The 22,287-nt window shown below is 69.4% G+C and carries 22 protein-coding genes; 9 read left to right on the top strand and 13 right to left on the bottom strand.

Annotation, left to right across the window (positions count from 1 at the left end):
- Nucleotides 1-36: 36 nt before the first annotated feature.
- On the top strand, nt 37-1,809 hold the full coding sequence (locus ACQVBX_RS05000) for an ABC transporter transmembrane domain-containing protein (RefSeq protein ID WP_431636826.1): 1,773 nt from the start codon (nt 37-39) through the stop codon (nt 1,807-1,809).
- Nucleotides 1,810-1,815: 6 nt separating this feature from the next.
- On the opposite strand, the gene ACQVBX_RS04995 is transcribed toward ACQVBX_RS05000, so the two are convergent.
- Nucleotides 1,816-2,085, bottom strand: coding sequence for a metal/formaldehyde-sensitive transcriptional repressor (locus ACQVBX_RS04995; RefSeq protein ID WP_253567181.1), 270 nt, complete (start codon nt 2,083-2,085; stop codon nt 1,816-1,818).
- A 52-nt stretch (nt 2,086-2,137) separates the two neighbouring features.
- Here ACQVBX_RS04995 and dmeF point away from each other — a divergent pair, with 52 nt between their 5' ends.
- Together dmeF and ACQVBX_RS04985 are read left to right on the top strand one after the other, a co-directional pair.
- A complete protein-coding gene (gene dmeF / locus ACQVBX_RS04990) occupies nt 2,138-3,112 on the top strand; it encodes a CDF family Co(II)/Ni(II) efflux transporter DmeF (RefSeq protein WP_431636823.1) in 975 nt (324 codons plus the stop codon).
- A 52-nt stretch (nt 3,113-3,164) separates the two neighbouring features.
- Nucleotides 3,165-3,722 carry a DUF3228 family protein gene (locus tag ACQVBX_RS04985; protein WP_431636821.1) on the top strand — a complete coding sequence of 186 codons (558 nt, stop codon included), beginning with the start codon at nt 3,165-3,167 and terminating at the stop codon, nt 3,720-3,722.
- A 24-nt stretch (nt 3,723-3,746) separates the two neighbouring features.
- Here the strand turns inward: ACQVBX_RS04985 and ACQVBX_RS04980 are convergent, their stop codons facing one another.
- Nucleotides 3,747-4,604, bottom strand: coding sequence for a hypothetical protein (locus ACQVBX_RS04980; protein ID WP_431636819.1), 858 nt, complete (start codon nt 4,602-4,604; stop codon nt 3,747-3,749).
- A 253-nt stretch (nt 4,605-4,857) separates the two neighbouring features.
- Between ACQVBX_RS04980 and ACQVBX_RS04975 the strand changes: the two genes are divergently transcribed.
- Nucleotides 4,858-5,313 carry a L,D-transpeptidase family protein gene (locus ACQVBX_RS04975; protein ID WP_431636817.1) on the top strand — a complete coding sequence of 152 codons (456 nt, stop codon included), beginning with the start codon at nt 4,858-4,860 and terminating at the stop codon, nt 5,311-5,313.
- A gap of 107 nt (nt 5,314-5,420) precedes the next feature.
- On the opposite strand, the gene ACQVBX_RS04970 is transcribed toward ACQVBX_RS04975, so the two are convergent.
- Nucleotides 5,421-6,152, bottom strand: coding sequence for a glutathione S-transferase (locus ACQVBX_RS04970; protein ID WP_431636815.1), 732 nt, complete (start codon nt 6,150-6,152; stop codon nt 5,421-5,423).
- Between the two features lie 68 nt (nt 6,153-6,220).
- On the opposite strand from ACQVBX_RS04970, the gene ACQVBX_RS04965 reads away from it, so the two are divergent.
- Genes ACQVBX_RS04965 through pdeM form a run of 4 tightly spaced genes read left to right on the top strand, consistent with a single transcriptional unit; the run spans nt 6,221 to nt 11,886 of the window.
- Entirely contained in the window at nt 6,221-7,228 is a 1,008-nt protein-coding gene (locus ACQVBX_RS04965; RefSeq protein ID WP_431636813.1) for a ligase-associated DNA damage response exonuclease, read from the top strand.
- Nucleotides 7,228-8,823, top strand: coding sequence for an ATP-dependent DNA ligase (locus ACQVBX_RS04960; protein ID WP_431636812.1), 1,596 nt, complete (start codon nt 7,228-7,230; stop codon nt 8,821-8,823). The genes ACQVBX_RS04965 and ACQVBX_RS04960 overlap by 1 nt, the downstream gene beginning before the upstream one ends.
- Nucleotides 8,780-11,227 (top strand): ligase-associated DNA damage response DEXH box helicase, encoded by a 2,448-nt coding sequence (locus ACQVBX_RS04955; protein WP_431636810.1) that lies wholly within the window; start codon nt 8,780-8,782, stop codon nt 11,225-11,227. The genes ACQVBX_RS04960 and ACQVBX_RS04955 overlap by 44 nt, the downstream gene beginning before the upstream one ends.
- Nucleotides 11,224-11,886 carry a ligase-associated DNA damage response endonuclease PdeM gene (gene pdeM / locus ACQVBX_RS04950; RefSeq protein WP_431636809.1) on the top strand — a complete coding sequence of 221 codons (663 nt, stop codon included), beginning with the start codon at nt 11,224-11,226 and terminating at the stop codon, nt 11,884-11,886. The genes ACQVBX_RS04955 and pdeM overlap by 4 nt, the downstream gene beginning before the upstream one ends.
- Nucleotides 11,887-11,997: 111 nt before the next feature.
- On the opposite strand, the gene ACQVBX_RS04945 is transcribed toward pdeM, so the two are convergent.
- The 10 genes from ACQVBX_RS04945 to ACQVBX_RS04900 all read right to left on the bottom strand — a co-directional run bounded on the left by ACQVBX_RS04945 (nt 11,998) and on the right by ACQVBX_RS04900 (nt 21,462).
- Entirely contained in the window at nt 11,998-13,320 is a 1,323-nt protein-coding gene (locus tag ACQVBX_RS04945; RefSeq protein WP_431636808.1) for a diguanylate cyclase domain-containing protein, read from the bottom strand.
- 282 nt (nt 13,321-13,602) lie between these two features.
- Complete coding sequence (locus tag ACQVBX_RS04940; protein WP_072320702.1) at nt 13,603-13,809, bottom strand: cold-shock protein; 207 nt, start codon at nt 13,807-13,809, stop codon at nt 13,603-13,605.
- A 160-nt stretch (nt 13,810-13,969) separates the two neighbouring features.
- On the bottom strand, nt 13,970-14,713 hold the full coding sequence (locus ACQVBX_RS04935) for an S-methyl-5'-thioinosine phosphorylase (RefSeq protein ID WP_431636805.1): 744 nt from the start codon (nt 14,711-14,713) through the stop codon (nt 13,970-13,972).
- A 23-nt stretch (nt 14,714-14,736) separates the two neighbouring features.
- Entirely contained in the window at nt 14,737-15,288 is a 552-nt protein-coding gene (locus tag ACQVBX_RS04930) for an NADPH-dependent FMN reductase (RefSeq protein ID WP_431636804.1), read from the bottom strand.
- A gap of 31 nt (nt 15,289-15,319) precedes the next feature.
- Nucleotides 15,320-15,868, bottom strand: a complete 549-nt coding sequence (locus ACQVBX_RS04925) for a hypoxanthine-guanine phosphoribosyltransferase (protein ID WP_431636802.1) — start codon at nt 15,866-15,868, stop codon at nt 15,320-15,322.
- Nucleotides 15,865-16,881, bottom strand: a complete 1,017-nt coding sequence (nagZ, locus tag ACQVBX_RS04920; RefSeq protein WP_431636800.1) for a beta-N-acetylhexosaminidase — start codon at nt 16,879-16,881, stop codon at nt 15,865-15,867. Before nagZ ends, ACQVBX_RS04925 begins: the two co-directional genes overlap by 4 nt.
- Complete coding sequence (locus ACQVBX_RS04915) at nt 16,875-17,405, bottom strand: CYTH domain-containing protein (protein WP_431636798.1); 531 nt, start codon at nt 17,403-17,405, stop codon at nt 16,875-16,877. The genes nagZ and ACQVBX_RS04915 overlap by 7 nt, the downstream gene beginning before the upstream one ends.
- Nucleotides 17,406-17,428: 23 nt before the next feature.
- Nucleotides 17,429-18,739 (bottom strand): 23S rRNA (uracil(1939)-C(5))-methyltransferase RlmD, encoded by a 1,311-nt coding sequence (gene rlmD / locus ACQVBX_RS04910; protein ID WP_431636796.1) that lies wholly within the window; start codon nt 18,737-18,739, stop codon nt 17,429-17,431.
- Nucleotides 18,740-18,807: 68 nt separating this feature from the next.
- Entirely contained in the window at nt 18,808-19,404 is a 597-nt protein-coding gene (locus ACQVBX_RS04905) for a YdbL family protein (protein ID WP_431636794.1), read from the bottom strand.
- Nucleotides 19,405-19,440: 36 nt separating this feature from the next.
- Nucleotides 19,441-21,462: a hypothetical protein gene (locus ACQVBX_RS04900; protein WP_431636792.1), complete on the bottom strand. Its 2,022-nt coding sequence runs from the start codon at nt 21,460-21,462 to the stop codon at nt 19,441-19,443.
- Nucleotides 21,463-21,507: 45 nt separating this feature from the next.
- Between ACQVBX_RS04900 and ACQVBX_RS04895 the strand changes: the two genes are divergently transcribed.
- Nucleotides 21,508-22,269 (top strand): response regulator, encoded by a 762-nt coding sequence (locus ACQVBX_RS04895; protein ID WP_431636790.1) that lies wholly within the window; start codon nt 21,508-21,510, stop codon nt 22,267-22,269.
- Nucleotides 22,270-22,287 lie beyond the last annotated feature (18 nt).

Genomic DNA, 22,287 nt, shown 5'->3' with positions numbered 1-22,287 from the left:
CGCGCGCCACGCTCCCATTGCCGCCAGCGAGATCCCATGAGCGACGCCACCGCCGAGACGCCCCGCCCTGCCCGCCGCATCGGCGCCCTGCGCCAGCTCTGGCCGTTCCTCAAGCCACACAAGGCGCTGGCGCTGGGCTGGCTGCTGTTTCTGGCGATGTCTTCCGGCGCCTCGCTGGTGCTGCCGATGGCGTTCCGCCACATCATTGACCAGGGCTTTGGCCACTCCAGCCTGGCGGTGATCAACGAGACCTTCCTGGCGCTGTTCGGCGTGGCGCTGGTGCTCGCCTTCGCCACGGCGGCGCGTTATTTCTGCATCACCTTGCTCAGCGAACGCGCACTCGCTTCGCTGCGCGATGCGCTGTATGCGCATGTGATCCGGCTCGATGTCGGCTTCTTCGAAAAGAGCCGCGTGGGTGAACTCACCTCGCGCCTGAGCGCCGACACCGAGGTGGTGCAGGCACTGGTCGGCTCAGGCGTCTCGGTGGCGCTGCGCAGCGCGGTGATGCTGGTGGGTGCTGCAGTGGCGATGGTGTGGACCGCGCCCTCGCTGGCTGGGCTCACCGCGCTGGTGATTCCCGCGGTGATGCTGCCGATCCTCGTGTTCGGCCGGCGCGTGCAGAAGCTCTCGCGCGCCAGCCAGGATCGCCTCGCCGACGCGGCGGCCATCGCCAACGAAACCCTCAACGCCTCCACCGCGGTGAAGGCGTATGCGCGCGAAGGCATCGAGAGCACCCGCTACGCCACCGCCATCTATCGCGCACTGGCCACTGCGCGCCGACGCATCGGCATGCGCTCGATGCTCACCATGGCGGTGATCGTGCTGGTGTTCGGTGCCATCACGCTGGTGCTGTGGGCCGGTGCGCGCCACGTGCTGACCGGCACGCTTGACGCCGGCATCCTCGGCCAGTTCGTGCTGTACGCGGTGTTCGCCGCCGGCTCGGTGGCGGGCCTGTCCGAAGTGTGGGGCGACGTGCTGCGCGCGGCCGGCGCCATGGAACGCATCGGCGAGCTGCTGGCCGAGCAGCCGGAAATCGCCGCACCCGCCCAACCGCTGGCGCTGCCCAAGCCCACGCGTGGCGCGCTGCAGTTCGACCACGTCACCTTCCACTACCCCACGCGCCCCAACGCGGCGGCGCTGGAAGATTTTTCGCTGGCCGTGCAGCCGGGCGAGACGGTCGCGCTGGTCGGCCCTTCCGGAGCTGGCAAGAGCACGGTGTTCTCGCTGCTGCTGCGCTTCTACGATCCGCAGTCCGGCTCGGTCACCCTCGATGGCGTGGACCTGCGCGCGCTCACCCTGCCCGACCTGCGCGGCGCCATCGCGCTGGTGCCGCAGGAAACGATCATCTTCAGCGGCACCGCGGCGGACAACATCCGCTTCGGCCGGCAGGACGCCAGCGACGCCGAAGTGATCGAAGCGGCCAAGGCGGCCGAGGCGCACGAGTTCATCAGCGCGCTGGACGACGGCTACCAGGCCGAAATGGGCGAGCGCGGCGTGCGCCTCTCCGGCGGCCAGCGCCAGCGCGTGGCGATCGCCCGCGCGATCCTGCGCGACGCCCCGCTGCTGCTGCTCGACGAAGCCACCTCGGCGCTCGACGCGCAATCCGAGGCGGCCATCCAGCAGGCGCTGGAGAGGCTGGAGAAAGGTCGCACCACGCTGGTCATCGCCCATCGCCTCGCCACCGTGCAGCGCGCCGACCGCATCGTGGTGATGGACGGCGGCCGCATCGTGGCCCAGGGCACGCACGAAAGCCTGCTGGCCGAAGGCGGCCTGTACGCGGAGCTGGCGAAGCTGCAATTCGTCGCCTGATCGCGGCTACTTCATGTAGCTGCGCAACACCGCCAGCACGGGCGCCAGTTCCTCTTCCGGCATGCCACTGTCCTGACCGCCCACGTGCGCGGTCAGATGGCCTTCCATCATCTGGAAGATCAGACCGTTGACGGCGCCGCGGACGGCGGCCAGCTGCTGCAGCACGGCGCCGCATTCGGCGCCCTCGGCGATGGCGCGTTCCACCGAGCCGAGCTGGCCGCCGATGCGGCGCACCCGCGCCAGCAGCTTCTTCGCATCACCTTGCACATGGGACATGCCCTGCTCCTGGCACCTATACTGCGGGGGAGTATCCAACCAACACCCGCCCATGACCACCATCGACGTTTCCGCCCACCGGCACGACCACCGGTTTACCCACGACACCCGCCATGCGGAGCGTAATACCCGCCGCGTGGTGGTGATCACCCTGGTGATGATGGTGGTGGAGGTGGTGGGTGGCTATGCGCTCAACTCCATGGCCCTGCTCGCCGACGGCTGGCACATGAGTTCGCACGCGTTGGCGATGGGCTTGTCGCTGGGCGCCTATGTATTGGCGCGGCGCTACGCGAACGACCGCCGCTTCGCCTTCGGCACCTGGAAAATCGAGATCCTCGGCGCCTTCAGCAGTGCCCTGCTGCTGGGCGTGGTGGCCGCGCTGATGCTGTGGCAGTCGGTCGAGCGCATGTTCTCGCCGAGCCCGATCCACTACGACGAGGCGATCGCGATCGCCGTGCTGGGTCTGGCGGTGAACCTGCTGTGCGCCTGGCTGCTGCGCGATACGCCGCGTGATCACGGTCACGGTCACTCGCACGAGCATCACCACGAGCATGGCCACCACGAGCATGGCCACAACCATCGCGGCCACGGCCACCACGACGTCAACCTGCGCGCGGCCTACATCCACGTGATCGCCGACGCTGCCACCTCGCTGCTGGCGATCGGCGCCCTGCTCGGTGGCCGCTTCTTCGGCGCGTCATGGCTGGATCCGATGATGGGGATTGTCGGCGCGGTGCTGGTGACACGCTGGGCGATCGGGCTGCTGCGCGAGTCCGGCGCCATCCTGCTCGATGCCGAGATGCACCATCCGGTGGTGGAGGAAGTCCGCGACGTGGTGCGCGAGCAACTGCCGCAGGCGGCGATCAGTGACCTGCACGTGTGGCGCGTGGGCCGCGGCAGCTACGCCTGCGTGCTGGCCCTGGTGAGCCACGAGCCGGTGACGCCGGCGCAGGTGCGCGAGCATCTGGCGGTGCACGAGGAGCTGGTCCACGTCACGGTGGAAGTGATCACCCCGGCCCAGGCCTGACGCGTTGGGCCAGGCGGGCTAAGCTGGGCGGCCGTTTCCGTTCGATCCCGCCATGTCCATCGTCCTCACCCCGTTCGCCCGCGCCCGCCTGTTTCCCCGCGAGTCCCGCCGCAACACGATCCAGGACTGCGGCCCCGAAGCCTTCGAGCAGCGCCTCAACGAGGAGGCCCCGCTGAAGGTGCTGGAGGGATACGCGCCGTTCTGCCGCCTGCACGTGCACCGCAACTGGACCTCCACGCGCTGCATGGCCGTGCCGATCACCGACGCCAACCGCCACCTGCTGCGCTCAGCCTACGAGGCCCGCACCAAGCAGGAGCTGCCCGTGCTGGTGCGCTGGTTCGAGGGCGTCGAACCGCCGGTGGCGAACTACCTGCTACCGATCCTCTACAGCCGCGAACAACTGGCCAAGGAAGGCGAGCCGATCGACGCCGACTGGGGCGTGGTCGGCTGCCTCTACACGATGGAACCGGAGGAAATCCCGATGGTGCCGATCACCATGCTGCGCAACGCGCTCGGCGTGGAAGAAGGCGGCTCCGGCGTGCCGCTGGATCGCGAGGCCTACCGGCGCGCGGCGGCGTTCTGGGACGTGCATGCCAACTGGCGCGGATAGTTTGTACTCTCGCTCGATCCGGGATCAGGGATGGGGTGAGGCCGTGAACGTCGGCACCGTAATCTCCTCGACGGTTGTTCCTACTGGCACGAAGGGCTGCGTTCTCACGACGACCTCTTCCTTGGAAAGACGTGGCTCGTCGCCCTTGATCGTCTGCACCGACGCACGACTGGCCGGCCCGACCATCGCCCAGAACGTGCCATGCCCGGATTGCGGCAATACAACCAGCGGGCGATCGGCGGCTAGCCGGTAGGTCACTGACGATTCGCGATCCGGCATCTCAGCGCCGACACGCGAGTGATAGTTGCCCATGAGCGCAGCCACCAGCGCACCGGGCGGCGCGTGCTTCAACTGTTCGCGAATGGCTTTCGCCATGCCCGCCTCTTTTACCCGCACGGGACCTCCAGCGGCTGCTACGTCGGCCGGCGTGCCGTAAGTGGGCTCCATGGTAAAGACCTGCACGTCCCTTCCCTGGCGACGCAGATCGCGCAGCGTATCAATCAAAGCCAGCCACGCCTGGCTCATGCGGCCGTCGTAATAGGCCCAGTCGCGCCCGGCGGCGAAGGTCGCTCGATCGCCCGCGGTGCCCTGCGAACGAAAGTAGGCGTCGACCTTGGACTGCAGCTCAACTGGCCATTCGAGCCCCAGTCGGACGGGGCGCTTGGCGGGCTGGCCGCGCAGCAGGTCGGCGAGCAGACCTGGAGACTCGACGGTGCCATGCAACTCGCCCAGAAGCAGCAATCGATGTGACTGGAGCTGACAGTCAAGCGCCTTCAATGCGGCGGTTCGGGGCTGCTCACCATCGTGAATGGAGGCATCGCATGCCGGAGTGGCCGCGCGTACCAGACCGGGAAAAAGCATGAATGCCATGAGCATGTTCAAGGCAGGCTTCCTTGTCATGAATCGACCTCGCTGTCTGTGTGGGTCCGGCCACTATACGGACAGCGAGGTGCTACCACCCCCATCGCAGTCGATCATGCTTCTGGCGTCTTACCGCCCAAACAACGAGCAAGACAATCTTGGCCGGATTTACTTGTCGCGCATGCGGAAGTGAACCTGACCCCGCCCCCGGATAAGCTTGACCGGTCCTCCACGCGGGTTGGAAAAGATGGGCCCTGCCGTCGCCCTGCTGCTGATGCTGACGTCGCTGCCCGCCGCGGGCAGCGAGATGGCCACGCGCGTCGTCCTGATCAAGCACACGCGGACCCTCAGCCTGTATCACGGCGATCAACTGCTGGGCAGCTACCGCGTCGCGCTGGGATCGCATCCGACCGGCGCCAAGCAGCAGCAAGGCGATGGCCGGACGCCAGAAGGCCATTACCTGCTCGACCGGAAGAACCAGCGCAGCACGTTCTACAAGGCAATCCACGTGTCGTATCCGGATGCAGCGGATCGCGCGCAGGCCCGCCGCAACGGCGTGGATCCCGGCGGAGACATCATGATCCACGGCCAGAAGAACGGCCTGGGCTGGGCCGCGTCGATCACCCAGCGCCTTGACTGGACCCGCGGCTGCATCGCCGTGAGCGATGGCGACATGGACCGGATCTGGTCGATGGTGCCGCCCGGCACGCCGATCCTGATCACGCCATAAGTTGCGGCGTGCGGCGGCCGGATCGCGCCGACTTCGGGAGCCGACTGTCTTGCCATCCGTACGCATCCCGACCAGACAAATGCAGAAACTGGGTCAGAGCCGGCTTTTCAGAGGAATACCTGCTTCACCTGCGGCACGAGCTTGGTCATGCACAGTTCGAAGAGGCCGCTGTCGAGCCAGCCTTGCAGCCACGCCTTGAGCGTCGGCATCTCTACCTCGGAAAACCAAGCTGGCTCAACGCCCGCGAACTGACGCACGAACGGGAAGATGGCCAGATCGGTGGCGCAGGGTGTGGCGCCGCTGAGGTACAGCTGCCGTTGTAGCCGTGCCTCCAACGGAGCGAGCAAGCAGGCCATGGCTTCCGCGCGATGCACCTCGCGAGGCGTGGTTTCGCCCGCGTAGCGGTCCGGATATTTGTACCGATCCAGATGCCGCTTGAATGCGCCATCGTTGATGCCAAGCAGCGCGAGATTTTCCGGCGTCTGCGCCCTGCTCCACCAGCCGTCCGGGTCGTGCTCAGACCAGGCCCAGCACATGATGTCCCAGCTTTCTTCCAGCACCTCACCGTCCGGTAGCTGCAGTACCGGCACGGTGCCTTTGGGCGAGATGGCGAGCAGGGCGGCGGGTTTGTCGCGCAGGCTGATCTCAAACGCGTCGAAGGGACGCCCGGCCTGCAGCAGCGCCATGCGGGCGCGCATCGCGTAGGGGCAGCGGCGATAGCTGTAAAGCAGCGAGCGGGAGGCTGGATCGGTCACGTCGACGGCGGCTCGGCATTGGGGGCGGCCGGATTGCGGCGGCGCAGCCGTGGACTGTATCGCGCCGATGCGGCGCTTTGCCACGCGCTGCGCGGGCCGTTGCCCGCTGCTTTTGCTCCTCCTGCACGATTGGCTGGCTACGATGGCCGGCCATGAACGATCCCCTGCTCCAGCCGCGTCCGGAAGGCCTTTATGTGCCAGCTGGCGACTTCTTCATCGACCCGATGCTGCTGGTGGCGCGGGCGGTGGTGACGCACGCGCACGGCGACCACGCGCGCTCGGGCAGTGGGCATTACGACGTGGCGTCCGCGGGGCTGGGGCTGATGCGCGAGCGGCTGGGTTTGGGTTCGGCTATCGACGCGCACGACTACGGCGACACATTCCGCATGGGGCCGGTGACGGTGTCGCTGCATCCGGCCGGCCACGTGCTGGGCTCGGCGCAGGTGCGGATGGAATACGAGGGGCGTGTGGTGGTGGTGTCGGGCGACTACAAGCGCGACCCGGACCCCACCTGCGTGCCGTTCGAGCCGGTGCCGTGCGACGTATTCGTCACCGAATCCACGTTTGGATTGCCGGTGTACCGCTGGCCACCGATGGATGCCGTGATCGACGATCTGTTGGCCTGGTGGGACGACTGCGCTCGGCGTGGGGTGCCGGCAGTGCTGTTCTGCTACGCGCTTGGCAAGGCGCAGCGCATCCTTGCGGAGCTGGCCGCGCGCGTCGACCGCACGGTGCACCTGCATGGCGCGATGCTGCAGCTGGTAGCGCAGTACCGCGAGGCCGGTGTGCGCATGGTGCCCACCGAACCGGTGAGCGAGTCGGCGCGTGGCCGCGACTTCGCCGGCGAGCTGATCCTGGCGCCACCGTCGGCCGCGGGCTCGCCGTGGATGAAACGCTTCGGCAAGGCCTCCACCGGCTTTGCCTCGGGCTGGATGCAGATACGCGGCAGCCGTCGGCGGCGCGGCTACGACCGCGGCTTCGTGGTGTCCGACCATGCGGACTGGCCGGGCCTGCTGCAGAGCGTGAAGCAGAGCGGCGCGAGCCGCATCTACGTGACCCACGGGGATGGCGAGGCGCTGATCCGCCATCTGCGCGATCTCGGCCACGACGCCCAGCCGCTGCGCCTGCTGCGCGAGCGCGATAGCGAGAGCGGCGGCTGATGCGCCGGTTCGCCGCGCTCTATGCCGAGCTGGACCGCACCGCCTCGACGCTGGCCAAGCGCGAGGCAATCACGGTGTATCTGCGCGAGGCGCCACCGGCCGACGCCGCCTGGGCCGTGCATGTGCTCGGCGGCGGCAAGCTGCGCCGCCTGGCGACCTCCACCGAGCTGCGCCAGGCGCTGGCCGCGTCTACCGGCTACGCCGACTGGCTGATCGACGAGAGCTACCAGCACGTGGGCGACCTGGCCGAGACCATCGCGCTGATGCTTTCGCCGGGCGACGGCTCGCTGGGCGAGGTGCCGCTGCACGTGTGGTTGGAGCAGCGCCTGCCCGCGCTGGCCAAGATGGACAGCGCCGAGCGCATCGCCACGCTGCAGAGCTGGTGGCGCGCGCTGCGTCCGGAGCAGGTGTTTCTGCTCAACAAGCTGATCACCGGCTCGCTACGCGTGGGTGTGTCGCAGCGGCTGGTGGTGCAGGCGCTGGCGGCGTGGTCCGGCCAACCGACGGACCTCATCGCGCATCGCCTGAGCGGCACGTGGAAGCCCACCGCCACCGCGCTCGCCGCGCTGGCGGCCCCCGTGGGCGAGGACGAGCACCTGGCCGATCGCCCCTACCCGTTCTTCCTCGCCTCGCCGCTGGAGGGCGATGTCGCCGCGCTGGGCGACCCGCGCGACTGGCTGACCGAGTGGAAGTGGGACGGCATCCGCGCTCAGCTGATGTGGCGCGACGGCCGCGCCGGGCTGTGGTCGCGCGGCGAGGAGCGCCTGGACGGCCGCTTCCCAGAGATCGAGCAGGCTGCCGCCTCCTTGCCGATGGATGGCGTGCTCGACGGCGAGCTGCTGGCCTGGGACGTGCAGACCGCCAAACCGCTGCCGTTCACCGCGTTGCAAAAGCGCATCGGCAAGCTCAAGCCCGGCCAGAAGCTGCTGGCCGGTACGCCGGTGCGCTTCATGGCCTACGACCTGATGGAGCGGGCCGGCGAAGACCTGCGCGAGCGACCGCTGCACGAGCGCCGCGGCTTGCTGGCCGACCTGCTCGCACCCGCGGATGAGGCGCTGATGCTGTCACCCGCGCTGGTGGCCGATGCGTGGGACACGCTCACCACCGAACGCACGCGATCGCGCGAACGGCAGACCGAAGGCCTGATGCTCAAGCGGCTCGATTCGCCCTATCGCGTGGGACGCAAACGCGGCGACTGGTGGAAGTGGAAGGTGGACCCGCACACCATCGATGCCGTGCTGCTCTATGCCCAGCCCGGCCACGGCCGCCGCTCCGGCCTGTTCACCGACTACAGCTTCGGCGTCTGGCACGAGGGCGAACTGGTGACGGTGGCCAAGGCTTATTCCGGCCTGGACGACGCCGAGATCGCCCGCCTCGATCGCTGGATCCGCGCGCACACCACCGAGCGCTTCGGGCCGGTGCGTGCGGTGGAACCGGTGCACGTGTTCGAGCTGGCGTTCGAGGCCGTGCAGCTCTCTGGCCGCCACAAATCCGGCGTGGCCGTGCGCTTTCCGCGCATCGCCCGCTGGCGCACCGACAAGCAACCTGCCGATGCCGACCACCTCGACGACCTCCGCCGCCTGGCGACGGGCTGAAGCCCGCCTGCGCGATTGGTTCGCCGCGCTGGGCCGCAAGCCCGCGCCGTTCCAGCGCGCCGCGTGGAAAGCCTGGGGCGACGGCCGCAGCGGGCTGATCCACGCGCCCACCGGCACCGGCAAGACGCTGGCCGCGGTGGGTGGCCCCCTGATCGACGGCCTGCTGCATCCGGCCAAGGGGCTGCAGCTGTTGTGGGTCACTCCGCTGCGCTCGCTGGCCACCGACACCACCGGGCATCTCACGGCGGCCGTGGAGGCGATGGAGCTGCCGTGGCGCGTGCTGCGTCGCACCGGCGACAGCTCCAGCGTCGAGCGCGCCCGTCTGCGACGCGGCGACTGCGAGCTGCTGGTGACCACGCCGGAGAGCCTGGCGCTGCTGCTGAGCTATCCCGATACCGCCGCCCGCTTTGCCAACCTGCGCGGCGTGGTGGTGGACGAGTGGCACGAGCTGATCGCCAACAAGCGCGGCACGCTGCTGCAGCTGGGGCTGGCGCGCCTGCGCACGCTGCGCCCGGAGCTGCGGGTGTGGGGCCTGTCGGCCACGCTGGGCAATCTGCATGAGGCGATGCACACGCTGGCCGGCGACGACGGCGTGCTGATCGGAAGCGCCGCGCGCAAGCGCACCCGCATCGACACCGCCCTGCCCGGCCCCGGCGAGCGCTTTCCCTGGGCCGGGCATCTGGGCCTGAGCCAGCTCGGCCGCGTGGTGCAGGCGGTGCTGGAGGTGCGCACCGCGCTGGTGTTCGCCAACACGCGCTCGCAGGCCGAGCTGTGGCACGAGGCGCTGGCCGCGGTGTGGCCCGAGCCGCCCGAGACGCTGGCCGTGCATCACGGCTCGATCGATCCCAAGCTGCGCCTGGCCACCGAGGAAGGCCTGCGCACGGGCGCGCTGCGCTGCGTGGTGGCCACCTCCAGCCTGGATCTGGGCGTGGATTTCTCCACCGTCGACCGGGTGATCCAGATCGGCAGCCCCAAGGGCGTGGCCCGGCTGCTGCAGCGCGCGGGACGCAGCGGACACGCGCCGGGCGTGCCATCGAGCATCCTGTGCGTGCCCACTCATCTGCTGGAGCTAGCCGAGATTGCCGCGGCGCGACGTGCGCTGGCAGCCGGTCAGCTGGAACCGCGCCATCCGCTGCGTGGCTGCCTCGACGTGCTGGCGCAGCACCTGCTCACCCGCGCGCTCGGTGGCGGATTCCAGGTCGACCAGGCATACGCGGAAGTGGGCACCACCCGTGCCTACGCGCAGCTGCCGCGCGCCCAGTTCGACGCGGTGCTGCACTACCTCGAACACGGCGGCACCGCGCTGGCCGGCTACCCGGAGTACCACAAGCTGGTGCGCGACGAGGACGGCATCTGCCGGGTGGAGAGCAGGCGCGTGGCGCGGCTGCACCGGCTCTCGATCGGCACCATCACCGCCGATGGCAGCGTGCAGGTGCGGTACCTCAAGGGTGCTCGGCTGGGGGCGGTGGAAGAGAGCTTCATTGCGCGACTGCGACCGGGCGACCGCTTTTTGTTCGCCGGCCGCCACCTGGCGCTGGTGCGCGTACGCGACATGACCGCCTACGTGCGCCAGGCCAGCAATCGCCAGGGCGGCGTGCCGCGCTGGATGGGCGGACGGCTGCCGCTGTCCGGCGAGCTGTCCGCCGAGTTGCGCCGCGTGCTCGCCGACGCCGACGCGAGCGAGGCGGAAATGAAGGCGCTGCGTCCGCTGCTGGCGATCCAGCGCGCGCAATCGCACCTGCCGCAGGCGAACGAGCTGCTGGTGGAGCGCGCGCACACCCGCGAGGGCGACTACCTGTTCGTCTATCCGTTTGCCGGCCGCCTCGCGCATGAGGGGCTGGCGGCCGTCATCGCCTACCGCCTCGCGCAGCGCGCTCCGGCCGACTACGGCTACGCGGTGAACGACTATGGCCTGGCCATCACCGCGCGCAAGCTGCCGCCGGTGGATGCGCAGACCATGCGCGAACTGCTGCATCCATGGGGCCTGCGTCGGGACATCCGCGCCAGCGTCAACCTGGCCGAACTGGCGCGGCGGCAGTTTCGCGAGGTGGCGCGGGTGGCCGGGCTGGTGTTCAACGGCTATCCCGGACAGGACAAGACGCTGCGCCAGCTGCAGGTATCCAGCGGGCTGCTGTTCGACGTGCTGCGCCAGCACGATCCGGCGCATCCGCTGCTGTGGCAGGCCGAGCGCGACGTGCTCGACCAGCAACTCGACTATCCGCGCCTGCGCGACGCGCTGCTGCAGGCCGCGCGCGGGGTGCTGCGTTACGTAGAGACACCGCGGCTCACGCCGCTGGCATTTCCGCTGTGGGTGGAACGCCTGCGCGGCGGCGTGCATGCGGACGACTGGAAAAGCCGCGTGGAGCGCATGCTCGCGCAGCTGGAAAAGGCTGCCGACCGATGACGATGGAGCACACGATCGAAGTGGCCGGCGAGCGACTGCAGCTGCATGCCGAGCGCGCGCTGTACTGGCCGCGCATGCGCTTGCTGCTGCTGGCCGACGTGCATTTCGGCAAGGGCGCCGTACTGCGCCGCGCCGGCGTGGCCCTGCCCACCGGCCAGACGCGGACGGACCTGGCGCGCATCGATGGGCTGATCGCGCACTACCGCCCGGAGCGGCTGGTGGTGCTGGGCGACCTGGTACACGGCAAAGCGCTGGCCGACACGCCCTGGGTGGACGACGTGCGCCGCTGGCGCGAGTTGCACGGTGCACTGCAGATGGTGCTGGTGGCAGGCAACCACGATCGCCACTTCGACGCAGCGACGCTGGGCTTCGAGCGCGTGGGCGCAGCGATCCACGAGGCGCCGTTTGCGCTGGCGCACGAGCCGCACGTAACGCCGGACCATTACGTGCTGGCCGGCCACGTGCATCCCGGCATCCGCGTGCAGGATGGCTGGCGCAGCCACCGCCTGCCGGCGTTCCGCTTCGGCCCCCGTCACGGCCTGTTGCCGGCGTTCGGCGCGCTGACCGGGCTGCATGACATGCCACCCGCCAGCGGCGAGCGCATCGTGGCGGTGACACCGGCCGGCCTACTGCCGCTGGACGCGCGCTCGCCGCGCTGAACCGGACACGCAAGAAGTCGAACCGCGATGACTAGCGCGCCCCTGGGCGAGCCTTCTTGCGTGCGCGAGATACCGTGCCTCGTTCCGCGCACCCGGTTCCGCTACGGACGGCTAATGTGGCTTCTGGGAACCAGGTTCCGCCCGGCGCCGCTGCGCGAGATCGTCGCCGCGCCCGGCCTTCGTCCGCTGCTTGCTTGCGTACAGCTCGACGTCGGCCTGGGCGAGCAAGGTGCCCGGCTGCCGGCCGTGCTCGGGGGCGCCGGCAATGCCCACGCCGATGGTAGGCCGCGCGGTCTCCCGTGCGGCGGCGGCCGCCACGAGGGCGGTCATGTGGCTGGCCAGCTCATGTGCCTGCGCTTGCGTCGTGTCGGGCAGGACGGCGAGGAATTCGTCGCCGCCGAGGCGGCCCAGGTGATCCCCCTGGCGCAGGCATTCGCGCATGCGCCGGGTGACCCAGACCAGCGCGTCGTCGCCCGCCGCATGGCCGAAGCCATCGTTGATGGCCTTGAAGTCGTTGAGGTCGATCATCAGCACGGCCACGGGGCGCTGGTTGTCCCGATGGCTTTCGAGCTCCGACGACAGCAGGGCGAGAATGCGCCGCCGATTGGGCAGCCCGGTCAGGGCATCTTCCGTGGCCTCGGCGAGCACCTCGCGATGGGTCTGCTCCCAATAGATCGCCATGGCGTTGAACTGCTCGGCCAGCGTGCTGAGTTCGTCGCGCCCGCGTACCTGCAGGCGGGCCGACATGTCGCCCGCGGCGAAGCGCCGGGCCGAACTGCCCAGCTCGCGGATCGGCCGCAGGATGGAGCGCAGCACCACGCTGATCATCAGCGCCGCCGCCAGCAACGTGCCGGCCCAGCCGAACAGCAGCCAATGCAGCTGGCGATGGCGCATGGCGGCGGCACGTTCATAGCGTGCCCGTACCGCAGCGGCGAGGTGTTCGCGCGCATCGCGCACATCCCGGATTGCCTCCTGCAACTCCTTGCGAGAGAGCTCGGCTGCGGCAAGATCGTCGCCGGCCGAGGCGCGCGTGACCTGCTCGATCAGGTGTTGCACCGAGGGCTTGGCCTGGGCCCACGCATGCTGCGCGGCGGTGAGCCGGTCCAGCAGCAGATCGGGGCTGCTGCCGGCCATCTCCACGGTGGTGAAGCTGTGGTCGATGTTCTCGGTGAGCGAGGCAAAGTCGGGCACCGATTCGTGGGACTGCGCCTCGAGCTCGTCGACCAGGGCGCGATCGAGCAACTGCTCCAGCGCGGTGAGTGGGAGCAGCGTGTGCAGCGACTCTTCCACCGAATCGCGGAAAGCCATCTCCTGCTGGTTGAGCACGGCCACGCTGACGGCACTCAAGGTGGCCAGCGGAGCGAGCAGCAGCGCGATGATCAGGCCCACCCGTTGCCCGACCGAAAGACGGCGCAGTGCGCGTTCCATCAGCATGCGGGGCGCCCGCAGGAGGCTATCCGCCCCTGCCGCGACGGGCTCGATGCATACGATGGGCGGCAGACCGCGTCCTTGGGCATTGCTTGGGTCCTCGCAAAGGAACACGCCATCACACTGGCACCATTCTTACCGTGTCATGCCGCCGTTGCCAGCGGCGGGACGCATCGACGGCACGCCCCGACCCGTGTTCATCGCGCTATCGGCGGCCAGCGTAAAAAGAAAACCCCGCGCAAGGCGCGGGGTTTTCCGTCGAGCTGGGGCAATTCGTGGACCGAGCGATCAGGCCGCGATTTCGACGCCCGAGGCCTGGGCGCCCTTCGGCCCCTGGGTCACTTCGAACTTCACACGCTGACCTTCCTGCAGGCTGCGAAAGCCCTTGGAGTTGATCGCAGAAAAGTGGACGAAAACGTCCTCCCCACCGTCCTCGGGCGCGATGAAACCGAAACCCTTGGCGTCGTTGAACCACTTGACCGTACCGAAACGCATTGCGGCAACCTCTGAAGCTTAAGGATGGATGCACCAAGGCTTTCGCGTTGAACCCCTATCCCCTTGGTCCGCCGCCCCTGGCACCCTCGAAGTATCAGCATGTTTGTGGGTCAAGCGCAATATCCTGAACGGACCGGGCACGCGTCTTCCGACGAAGGTCTCAGGCCGCCAGCATCGCCGCCAGCAGGCGCGGCACTTCGGCGGTCGCCGCCGCGAGGTGGGCGAAGATTTCCTCGATGCTGATCTCCGCCTCGTCGCCGCAGCCGGCGGCGAAATTGGCTACCAGCGCGAGGCAGGCGTAGTCCAGTTCCAGTTCGCGGGCCAACGCCGCCTCGGGCATGCCGGTCATGCCGACCAGGTCGCAGCCGTCGCGCTTCATGCGGGCGATCTCGGCGCGGGTTTCCAGCCGCGGGCCCTGGGTGGCGCCGTAGCAGCCGCCGTCGATCACCGCGATACCGACCTTGCCGGCCGCCGCCAGCAGCTCGCGGCGCAACGAGGCGGTGTACGGCTCGCTGAAATCGATGTGCTTCACCTCGGCGCCTTCCACGTCGCAGAAGCTGGTGGTGCGACCGTGGGTGTAGTCGATGATCTGGTCGGGCACCACGATCACCCGCGGGCCCATGTCGTGGCGGATGCCGCCCACCGCGTTGACGCCGATCACGCGGCGCGCGCCCAGGTGATGCAGCGCCCACAGGTTCGCGCGGTAGTTCACCCGGTGCGGCGGCAGGCTGTGGCTTTCGCCGTGGCGGGCCAGGAAGGCCAGCCGCTTGCCGGCAAAGTCGCCGGTGACCACGTCGCCCGAGGCGGGGCCGAACGGGGTATCGACCGACTGCCGCTGGGCGTTCTCCAGGCCAGGGAAGTTGTACAGGCCACTGCCGCCGATGACGGCCAGATCGATGCTCACGATGTCGTTTCCGGTTCGATGGATCAGGAAGCGCGCTCAACCAGCGCGATGAAGTTCTGCAGGTGGCGACCCAGCGCCTCACGGGTGCGCTCGTCCACCAGCTTGCCCTCGGCGATCTTGGTGTGCGCCTGGAACACCAGCACTTCGCCCTGCGGCTCGGCGATGGCGCCGGCGCGGCGCAGCACCAGCCGCAGCGCATCCTGCGCGCGCACGGTGCCGGTGATGCCGGGGCTGGCGCCGATGATGCACACGCGCTTGCCGGCCAGCGGCGCGGCCTCGCGCGCCGTGCCCTTGCGCGAGGCCCAGTCGATCGCGTTCTTCAGCACGCCGGTGATGCCGCCGTTGTACTCGGGCGAGGCCAGCAACAACGCGTCAGCGTCGGCGATGGCGTCTTTCAGCGCCACCACGGCGGCCGGATCGCCCTGCTCTTCCACGTCCTGGTCGAACAGCGGCAGGTCGTGCAGGTCGTGGATCGCCAGCGTGTGGCCGGCCGGCAGCAAGTCGGCCGCCGCGTGCAGCAGCGCGGTGTTGTATGAGGCCCGGCGCAGGCTGCCGGAAATGCCGAGGAGCTTCATGCGCTTGCGGTCTCCGCCGAGGAGGAAAAGATCAGGATTCGCGCAGGGCGTAGATGCCCGGCAGGTTGCGGCCCTGCTCGTGGAAATCCATGCCGTAGCCGAACACGTAGCGGTCCGGCAGCTCGATGCCGTTGAAGTCCGAGGCGATGCCTTCGACCAGGCGATCGTGCCGCTTGGTGCACAGGCTGGCGATCAGCACGCGGCGCGCGCCGCGGCGCAGGCAGTCGTCGCGCACCGCCTTGAGCGTATGGCCCTCGTCGAGAATGTCGTCCACCAGCAGCACGGTGCGGCCGGTCATGGGCACGATCGGCTCGCGCAGCCAGTGCAGGTCGTGGCCGGTGGTGGCGCCGCGATAGCGCGTGGCGTGCACGTAGTCGAACTCCAGATCGGTGCGGATCGCCAGCGCGAGCTGGCCGGCGAACATCAGCGCCCCGTTCATCACGGTGAGGAACAGCGCGCGCTCGCCGTCCAGCGCAGCATCGATCTCACCGCCCATGCGGGCGATCATCGCGTCGATCGCCGGTCGGTCCACCAGCAGGTCGGAGTGCGCGAGCGCGTCGGTGAGCGAGGGCGTGGTCATGCGGTCGGTCCTTCGGCGTCCAGCGCCGTGATGCGCGCGATGAAGCGGTCGCGCTGCGGGTTGTCGGTGAGCGAATCCCAGCTGGCGCCCAAGGCGCCGCGCAGTGCCAGCAGGCGCTGGGGCGCCACCGGATGGCGCTCAGCGATGGCGGCGATCGCCTCGTCCACCACATCGGGGAAGCAGGCCAGCACCAGGTCGCAGCCGGCATCCAGGTGCGCATGCACACGCGCGGCCACGCCGCCGGCGCTGCCCGCGGCGGCCATGGAGATGTCGTCGCTGATCACGGCGCCGTCGAAGCCGAGACGGCCGCGCAGCACGTCGCCGACCCATGCTTTGGAAAAGCCAGCAGGCAGTGCGTCGACGGCGGGATAGATCACGTGGGCCATCATCACGGCTTCCACGCGCGCCTCGATGCACTGCGCAAAAGGCAGCAGGTCATCCTGCTCGATGGCGGCCAACGGGCGCGGATCGATCGCCTGCGCCTTGTGCGTGTCGGCGGCCACCGAACCGTGTCCGGGGAAGTGCTTGAGCACCGCCGCCATGCCGGCCAGATGCATGCCGCGCACGTAGGCCTGGCCCAGCTCGCCGGCCACCGCCGGATCGGCATGGAACGCGCGCAGGCCGATCGCCGCGTTGCCGCGAGCGAGATCCACCACGGGCGCAAAGCTGAAATCCACGCCGGTAGCGCGCAGTTCGCTGGCCATCACCCAGGCATGCTCTTCGGCCAGCCGGATGGCGTCGGTCGGATCGCGGTCATACGCCGCGCCCACTTTCGCCAGCGCCGGCAGGCGGGTGAAGCCGTCGCGGAAGCGCTGCACCGGGCCGCCTTCCTGGTCGACCGCGATCAGCATGTCCTCGCCGCCGACCTCGCGGATCGCTTCCACCAGCGCCGCAAGCTGCTCGCGCGAGGCGAAATTGCGAGAAAACAGCAACACGCCGGCCACGCCAGGCGCGACCAGCCACTCGCGTTCGCGCGGCTCCAGCGTGAGGCCGGCCAGACCGATCATCAGCATGCGGACGATTCTCCGTCGAGGGCGTCGCGCTCGTCGCGCGTCCACTGCGCGTAAGGGTACGCAATCAGGTTGACGTTGTAGTAGCGCGGCAGTGCGCTGACCTCTGCGCCCAGCCAGTCCGGACGCGGGAACGGCGCGTCGACCGCGGGCAGCTCCACCTCGGCCACGATCAGGCCGGCGTTGTCACCCTCGAACTCGTCGATCTCGAACAGCGTGCCGTCGACGGTGACGTGATGGCGCTGCTTGGCCAGCACGCCATCGCACAGCGAGCCCAGCATCGCCTCGGCATCGGCCACCGGCACGGCGTACTCGAACTCCGCGCGCTCGATGCCCAGCCGCGCCGCCTTGATGTTGAGCCAGGCACGATCGCCGGCCACACGGGCGCGCACCGAGGCCTTGGCTGTTCCGTCGCGCAGCGCCTGCGCGCTCACCAGGTAGCCCTGCGCCATGCGCTCAGTGCGTTCGATCTGCGCGCGCCAGCCGTCATGGCGCAGCAGGAATTTCCTTTCGATCTCGATGCCCATGTGGTCGGTCGCTCCGTAGCAGCTCAGCGTTCGAACAGAGCGATGGATTCAACGTGGGCAGTGTGCGGGAACATGTCCATCACACCCGCCGAGGTCAACCGGAAGCCATGCTGGTTGACCAGGATGCCGGCGTCGCGCGCCAGCGAGGCGGGATGGCAGGACACGTAGACGATGCGCCTGGTCGCCTTGTGCGGCAGGTACTCCAGCACCTTGTCGGCACCGGCGCGCGGCGGGTCGAGCAGCAGCTTGTCCCACGGCTGGCGGGCCCAGTCGGTGCCGCGCTGGTCCTCGAACAGGTTGGCCACGTGGAAGCGTGCGTTGGCGAGGCCGTTGTGCGCGGCGTTGTCGGCGGCGCGTTCCACCAGGCCGTGCTCGCCTTCCACGCCCACCACCTCGGCCACGCGGCGGGCGATCGGCAGGGTGAAGTTGCCCAGGCCGCAGAACAGGTCGAGCACGCGGTCGGTGGGCTGCGGGTCGAGCAGCTCCAGCGCGCGCGCCATCATCTTCGCGTTCATGCCGGCGTTGACCTGCACGAAATCGAGCGGGCGGAACTCCAGCTCCACGTCCGGCACGCCCTCGCCCGCCGCGATGCGGAAGGCCAGACGCGACTGCTCCGGCCACAGCAGATGCACGCTGCTCACGCCGCCGGGCTGCAGGTAGATGGCAAAGCCGTGCTGCTGACCGAACGCCGCCAGCGCGGCGCGATCGCGCTCGCTCAGCGGATTCATGTGGCGGAACACCAGCGCGATGACTTCGTCACCGCCGGCGAACTCCACCTGCGGAATGTCGCGCGCCGCGTCGAGGCCGCCGATCATCTCCGCCAGCAGGCCGATCTTCGGCCCCAGCGACGGATGCAGCACCTCGCAATGGGTGATCTCGGCCACGAAGCGGGGATTGGCCTCTTGGCGGAAACCGACCAGCACGCGCTCTTTCTTCGGCACGTGACGCACCGACAGGCGGCCCTTGCGGCGATAGCCCCACGGTGCGTCGGTGAGTGGCTGCAGCCAGTGCTGCGGCGACACCTTGCCGATACGCGCGAAGTTGTCCGCCAGCACGCGCTGCTTGGCGTGGATCTGGGCCTCGGCGTCCATGTGCTGCAGCGAGCAGCCGCCGCATTCGCCGAAATGGCGGCAGCGCGGCGTCACCCTGTGCGGTGAGGGGGTGATGACTTCCACCACCTCCGCTTCGTCGAAATGGCGATGGCGCTTGCGCAGGCGCATGCGCACCTGCTCGTCGACCAGGGCGCCGCTGACGAACACGGTCTTGCCGTCGATGCGCGCGACGCCGCGGCCGTCGTGGCTGAGGTCGGTGATGGTGGCTTGGAGTTCTTGCATGGGGCTCAAAAACAAGGCGCCCGGGTCGAGGGACCCGGGCGCGGGATGCGGATGGGGCCCGCGGACGCTTATTTGCGCTTCCAGGCGCCCGCAGCGTCCTGATAATACCAGCCGGCCGGCGCGCGCTCGATCCAGCCCTTGGCGAAGGTGGCGCGGATCTGCGCCTCCCACTCCGGATGGCCGTTGGCGCTGGCCACTTCGCGATACAGCGCGGCACGGTCGCGGTTCTCTTCCGCCACGGTGGCATTGACCTGGGCACGCTGGCTCAGCGGCACCTTGGAGGCATCGCGCACGGCGACCATGCCGTCATGCGTGAAGCCCACCGCGCCGCTCTTGAACAGGTCACCCAGGCCGCCCTGGAAGCGCGACTGCATGCGCTGGCGGATCGCCTCGGTGGTGGCGTTCTGGATGCGGATGTTCGGCGCGTCACCGGCGTAGGCCGCCGGCACCAGCAGGTCCAGCAGCATGGCCGACGGGCCAGGCTTGGCCGGTGGCGGCGGCGTGTCGCTCTTGGGCACCGGCTTGCCCGCGTTGTCCAGCACGGTGCCGATGAACTGGTCGGCGGCCTTCTGCGCCGCCGCTTCCGGGAAGTAGACGTTGATCGTGACGCAACCGACCAGGGCAACCATGACGGTGGCCAGCAATCCATAAACAATCTTGCGCATGATCAGCTCCATGGGTGGGGGTGCGGGGGTGGCCGCTCAGCGCACCTGCGGCGCGTTGCCTTCGATGGCGGCCTTCAGCCGGCGGATCAGCGTGGGCCAGTCGACCTCGGCCTGATGTCCGATCACCTCGAGGTGCGGCAGGCCGCTGCCATCGACGATAGTGTAGCCGTCTGCGGTCGGCTCCAGCCCGCTCATGTGGCACACCGCCCCCTGCAGGCGGCAGTTCAGGCCGATGCGGTCGTAGCCGAAGGTCTTGAACAGCTTCAGCACCGCGCCCTGCAGGCCCGCTGCCATGCCACCGCCGCCGACCGAGGTGAGGTTGTTCACCGCGCGCTGGCTGATCCGCCCGCCCTGGCTGGCCAGCAGCTGCGCGTCGAACGCCACCGGCTGCCAGTTCACCAGCCGCAGGCCGTTGATATGACCATCGAGCGGACCGGTGATGGAGCCAAAGTCGAACACGCTGGTGATGGCGCCCAGGTCGAGCTGGCGCAGCGCGATGTTGCCGGCCAGCACGGGGTTGTCGCCAAACGGCTGCTGCAAGGCTAGCCCGGTGACATCGACGAAGCCGCCGAACACGTTGAGCGACAGTCCGCCGTCGAGCGCGAGTTGATCGCCGCTGATGGTCAGGCCGGTGATCGCGCCGCCGAGCGTGCCGGGGAACTGCGGCCAGCCCATGGTCTGGCTGAAGGCGGCCATGTCGACACCGGTGACCGCCATCGAGGTCTCCAGCCGCTGCCCGCGGGCGGCCGCGGGCGCCCAGTCGAGCGCGCTGATGCGCACCTGTCCGCCCAGCAGGCTCATGCTGATCGGGTGCTGCAGCGAAAGCACGCCGTCGCTGCTGTGCCAGCGCGATGTCGCCGGACCATGCATGAGGCGATACACGCCCAGCCGCTGCCAGCTCAGGTCGGTGCCCGGGCGCGCGCCGTCGCGGCTCCAGTCGAGCCCGCCCTTCAGGCCGGCGATCGCGAGCCGGCCATCGGCATCGGCCAGATCCAGGCCGGAGGTGGTGAAGGTGAACGCGTTCAGGCCGTCGCGGCGCAGGTCCACGGTGGCGGAGAGCTGTCCGCGCGCCGTCATGTCGCGCAGCCCGAAGCTCGCCAGCCAGGCCCGCCCGTAGCGCTGGTAGGCAGTCGGCAGGCTCAGCTGCAGCTGGCTCAGGTTGAGCGAAGCCAGATCGCCCTTGGCGTTGAACGCCATGGCGCCCTTGAGCTGCATGGCATCGGGATCGCCCACCCGCAACCGGCTCACGGTGACTGCACCGGCCTGCGCCTGGGCGTCGAGCGACAGCTGCACCGCATGGTCCGGCAGCTTGGCGTAGATTGGTCCGAGCAGCACTTCGCCGCCGCGCAGCGTGCTTTCCAGATGGATCCCGGCAGGCCCTTCGGCGGTATTCAGCACGAACCGGCCGCCCGCGCCAAGCGATTGCGCAGCCAGCTTGCCCGCGGGGGAATCGAAGCCCAGCGCGGCCAGATCGAACTGGCCGGAGGCCTGGATGCCGCGCTCGCGCTGGTCCAGCGCCAGCACCGCGTTGACCCGTCCACCGGTGGCGCGGCCGGACCACACCGTGCTCATCAATCCCTGCAGCCAAGCGAACGGAAGGTTCTTCAGTTCGATCTGGGCGTGGGTCGGCTGATCCAGCGGCACGAAGGTAGTCGCTTGCGCCTTGCCCTGGCGCAGGTCGACCAGCAGGGTGTTGGCGGCCGGGTCGATCTGCAGGCTGACCGTGGCATCGCCCAGTGCGGCGCCGGGTGCGCGCTTGAGTTGCAGCGGCCCATCAAACGACCAGCGCCCGTGGGGGTCGCGCTGCAGCACGGCGTCGAGATGCAGCCCGACCCGCCGCCAGCCCATCGCCGGCACGTCGACCCGCGCGGCGTCCAGTTGCATGCGCAGCCCGCCGGCGTCGACCGGGGTCACCGCCAGCGTGAGCTGCTGCAGGGTGGCACCCGGTACCGTGACCGACTTGGCGGCCAGGCTCGCGCCCGCATGCGCCGGCGCGGCCAGCAGCAGCGACAGCACCAGCGACAGAACCCACGGAAGACGGCTTGATAAGACACCCATGTCCCGCCATTCTGCCAAACTCTGCTGAACGACAAGGATTTCGTCATGACGCACACGCTCCCTTCCCCGGCATCGCCACCGCGCAACGACGCCCTCGCCCTGCGCGTATTGATCGCCGACGACGACGCGGCGAGCCGCCGCTTCCTGCTCGATGCCGTGCGCGCGCTCGGTGCCGACGCGACCGATTGCGTTGACGGCGCCGAAGCCCTGGGCGTCGCGCGGAACGAGGTGTTCGACCTGCTGCTGCTGGATTGCCGCATGCCCGGCGCCGGCGCCTGCGAGATTCTGGCGACGCTGCGCAAGGACCCCTTCGCCGCCTCGCGCGATGCCGTGGCGATCGCCACCACCGCCGAGCTCGACACCGCGCAGCGTGCCCTGCTGCTGGCCGAAGGGTTCAGCGATGTGCTGGCCAAGCCGTGCCGTATCGACGACCTGCGGCGAGTGGTGGCGCTGGCGCCGGCCTACCTGAATCGCCTGCCGGTGCTCGACGACGAGGCAGCACTGCTGGCCAGTGGCGACTCGACCACCATGCGCGCGCTGCGCCAGTTGTTGCAGCAGGAGCTGCTGACGCTGTGCAGCGAGCTCGATCAGCTCGGCCAGGACGGCGCCGCGCTGCGCGATCGCCTGCACCGCCTGCGCTCCTCGTGTGGCTTCTGCGGCGCCACCGCGCTGTCGGGTCACGTGGTGGCGCTGCAGCAACAGCTGACGGGCGCCCGGCCGGAGCAGGCCGCGTCGGCGGTGGTGCGCTTCCGCGGCGTGCTGATGGAGACGCTGCGCGCGCTGGACCGCCCGCAGCAGGCGGCCTGAGCCGCGGCAACCCGCCCG

Origin of the sequence: Dyella thailandensis (assembly GCF_050749815.1) — a bacterium.
Classification (GTDB): Bacteria; Pseudomonadota; Gammaproteobacteria; order Xanthomonadales; family Rhodanobacteraceae; genus Dyella_A.
The sequence above is the reverse complement of the archived record's forward strand: the minus strand, read 5'-3'. Positions and strand labels throughout refer to the sequence as shown.

Bases quoted from the DNA above. Each gene is read 5' to 3' on its own strand.
- ACQVBX_RS04915 (WP_431636798.1), bottom strand. From the start codon at position 17,405: ATGGGCATCGAGATCGAAAGGAAATTCCTGCTGCGCCATGACGGCTGG.
- ACQVBX_RS05000 (WP_431636826.1), top strand. From the start codon at position 37: ATGAGCGACGCCACCGCCGAGACGCCCCGCCCTGCCCGCCGCATCGGC.
- ACQVBX_RS04940 (WP_072320702.1), bottom strand. From the start codon at position 13,809: ATGCGTTTCGGTACGGTCAAGTGGTTCAACGACGCCAAGGGTTTCGGT.
- ACQVBX_RS04930 (WP_431636804.1), bottom strand. From the start codon at position 15,288: ATGAAGCTCCTCGGCATTTCCGGCAGCCTGCGCCGGGCCTCATACAAC.
- ACQVBX_RS04995 (WP_253567181.1), bottom strand. From the start codon at position 2,085: ATGTCCCATGTGCAAGGTGATGCGAAGAAGCTGCTGGCGCGGGTGCGC.
- ACQVBX_RS04925 (WP_431636802.1), bottom strand. From the start codon at position 15,868: ATGACCACGCCCTCGCTCACCGACGCGCTCGCGCACTCCGACCTGCTG.
- ACQVBX_RS04895 (WP_431636790.1), top strand. From the start codon at position 21,508: ATGACGCACACGCTCCCTTCCCCGGCATCGCCACCGCGCAACGACGCC.
- dmeF (WP_431636823.1), top strand. From the start codon at position 2,138: ATGACCACCATCGACGTTTCCGCCCACCGGCACGACCACCGGTTTACC.
- ACQVBX_RS04975 (WP_431636817.1), top strand. From the start codon at position 4,858: ATGCTGACGTCGCTGCCCGCCGCGGGCAGCGAGATGGCCACGCGCGTC.
- ACQVBX_RS04965 (WP_431636813.1), top strand. From the start codon at position 6,221: ATGAACGATCCCCTGCTCCAGCCGCGTCCGGAAGGCCTTTATGTGCCA.
- nagZ (WP_431636800.1), bottom strand. From the start codon at position 16,881: ATGCTGATGATCGGTCTGGCCGGCCTCACGCTGGAGCCGCGCGAACGC.
- rlmD (WP_431636796.1), bottom strand. From the start codon at position 18,739: ATGCAAGAACTCCAAGCCACCATCACCGACCTCAGCCACGACGGCCGC.
- ACQVBX_RS04900 (WP_431636792.1), bottom strand. From the start codon at position 21,462: ATGGGTGTCTTATCAAGCCGTCTTCCGTGGGTTCTGTCGCTGGTGCTG.
- ACQVBX_RS04955 (WP_431636810.1), top strand. From the start codon at position 8,780: ATGCCGACCACCTCGACGACCTCCGCCGCCTGGCGACGGGCTGAAGCC.
- ACQVBX_RS04945 (WP_431636808.1), bottom strand. From the start codon at position 13,320: ATGCTGATGGAACGCGCACTGCGCCGTCTTTCGGTCGGGCAACGGGTG.
- ACQVBX_RS04960 (WP_431636812.1), top strand. From the start codon at position 7,228: ATGCGCCGGTTCGCCGCGCTCTATGCCGAGCTGGACCGCACCGCCTCG.
- pdeM (WP_431636809.1), top strand. From the start codon at position 11,224: ATGACGATGGAGCACACGATCGAAGTGGCCGGCGAGCGACTGCAGCTG.
- ACQVBX_RS04905 (WP_431636794.1), bottom strand. From the start codon at position 19,404: ATGCGCAAGATTGTTTATGGATTGCTGGCCACCGTCATGGTTGCCCTG.
- ACQVBX_RS04985 (WP_431636821.1), top strand. From the start codon at position 3,165: ATGTCCATCGTCCTCACCCCGTTCGCCCGCGCCCGCCTGTTTCCCCGC.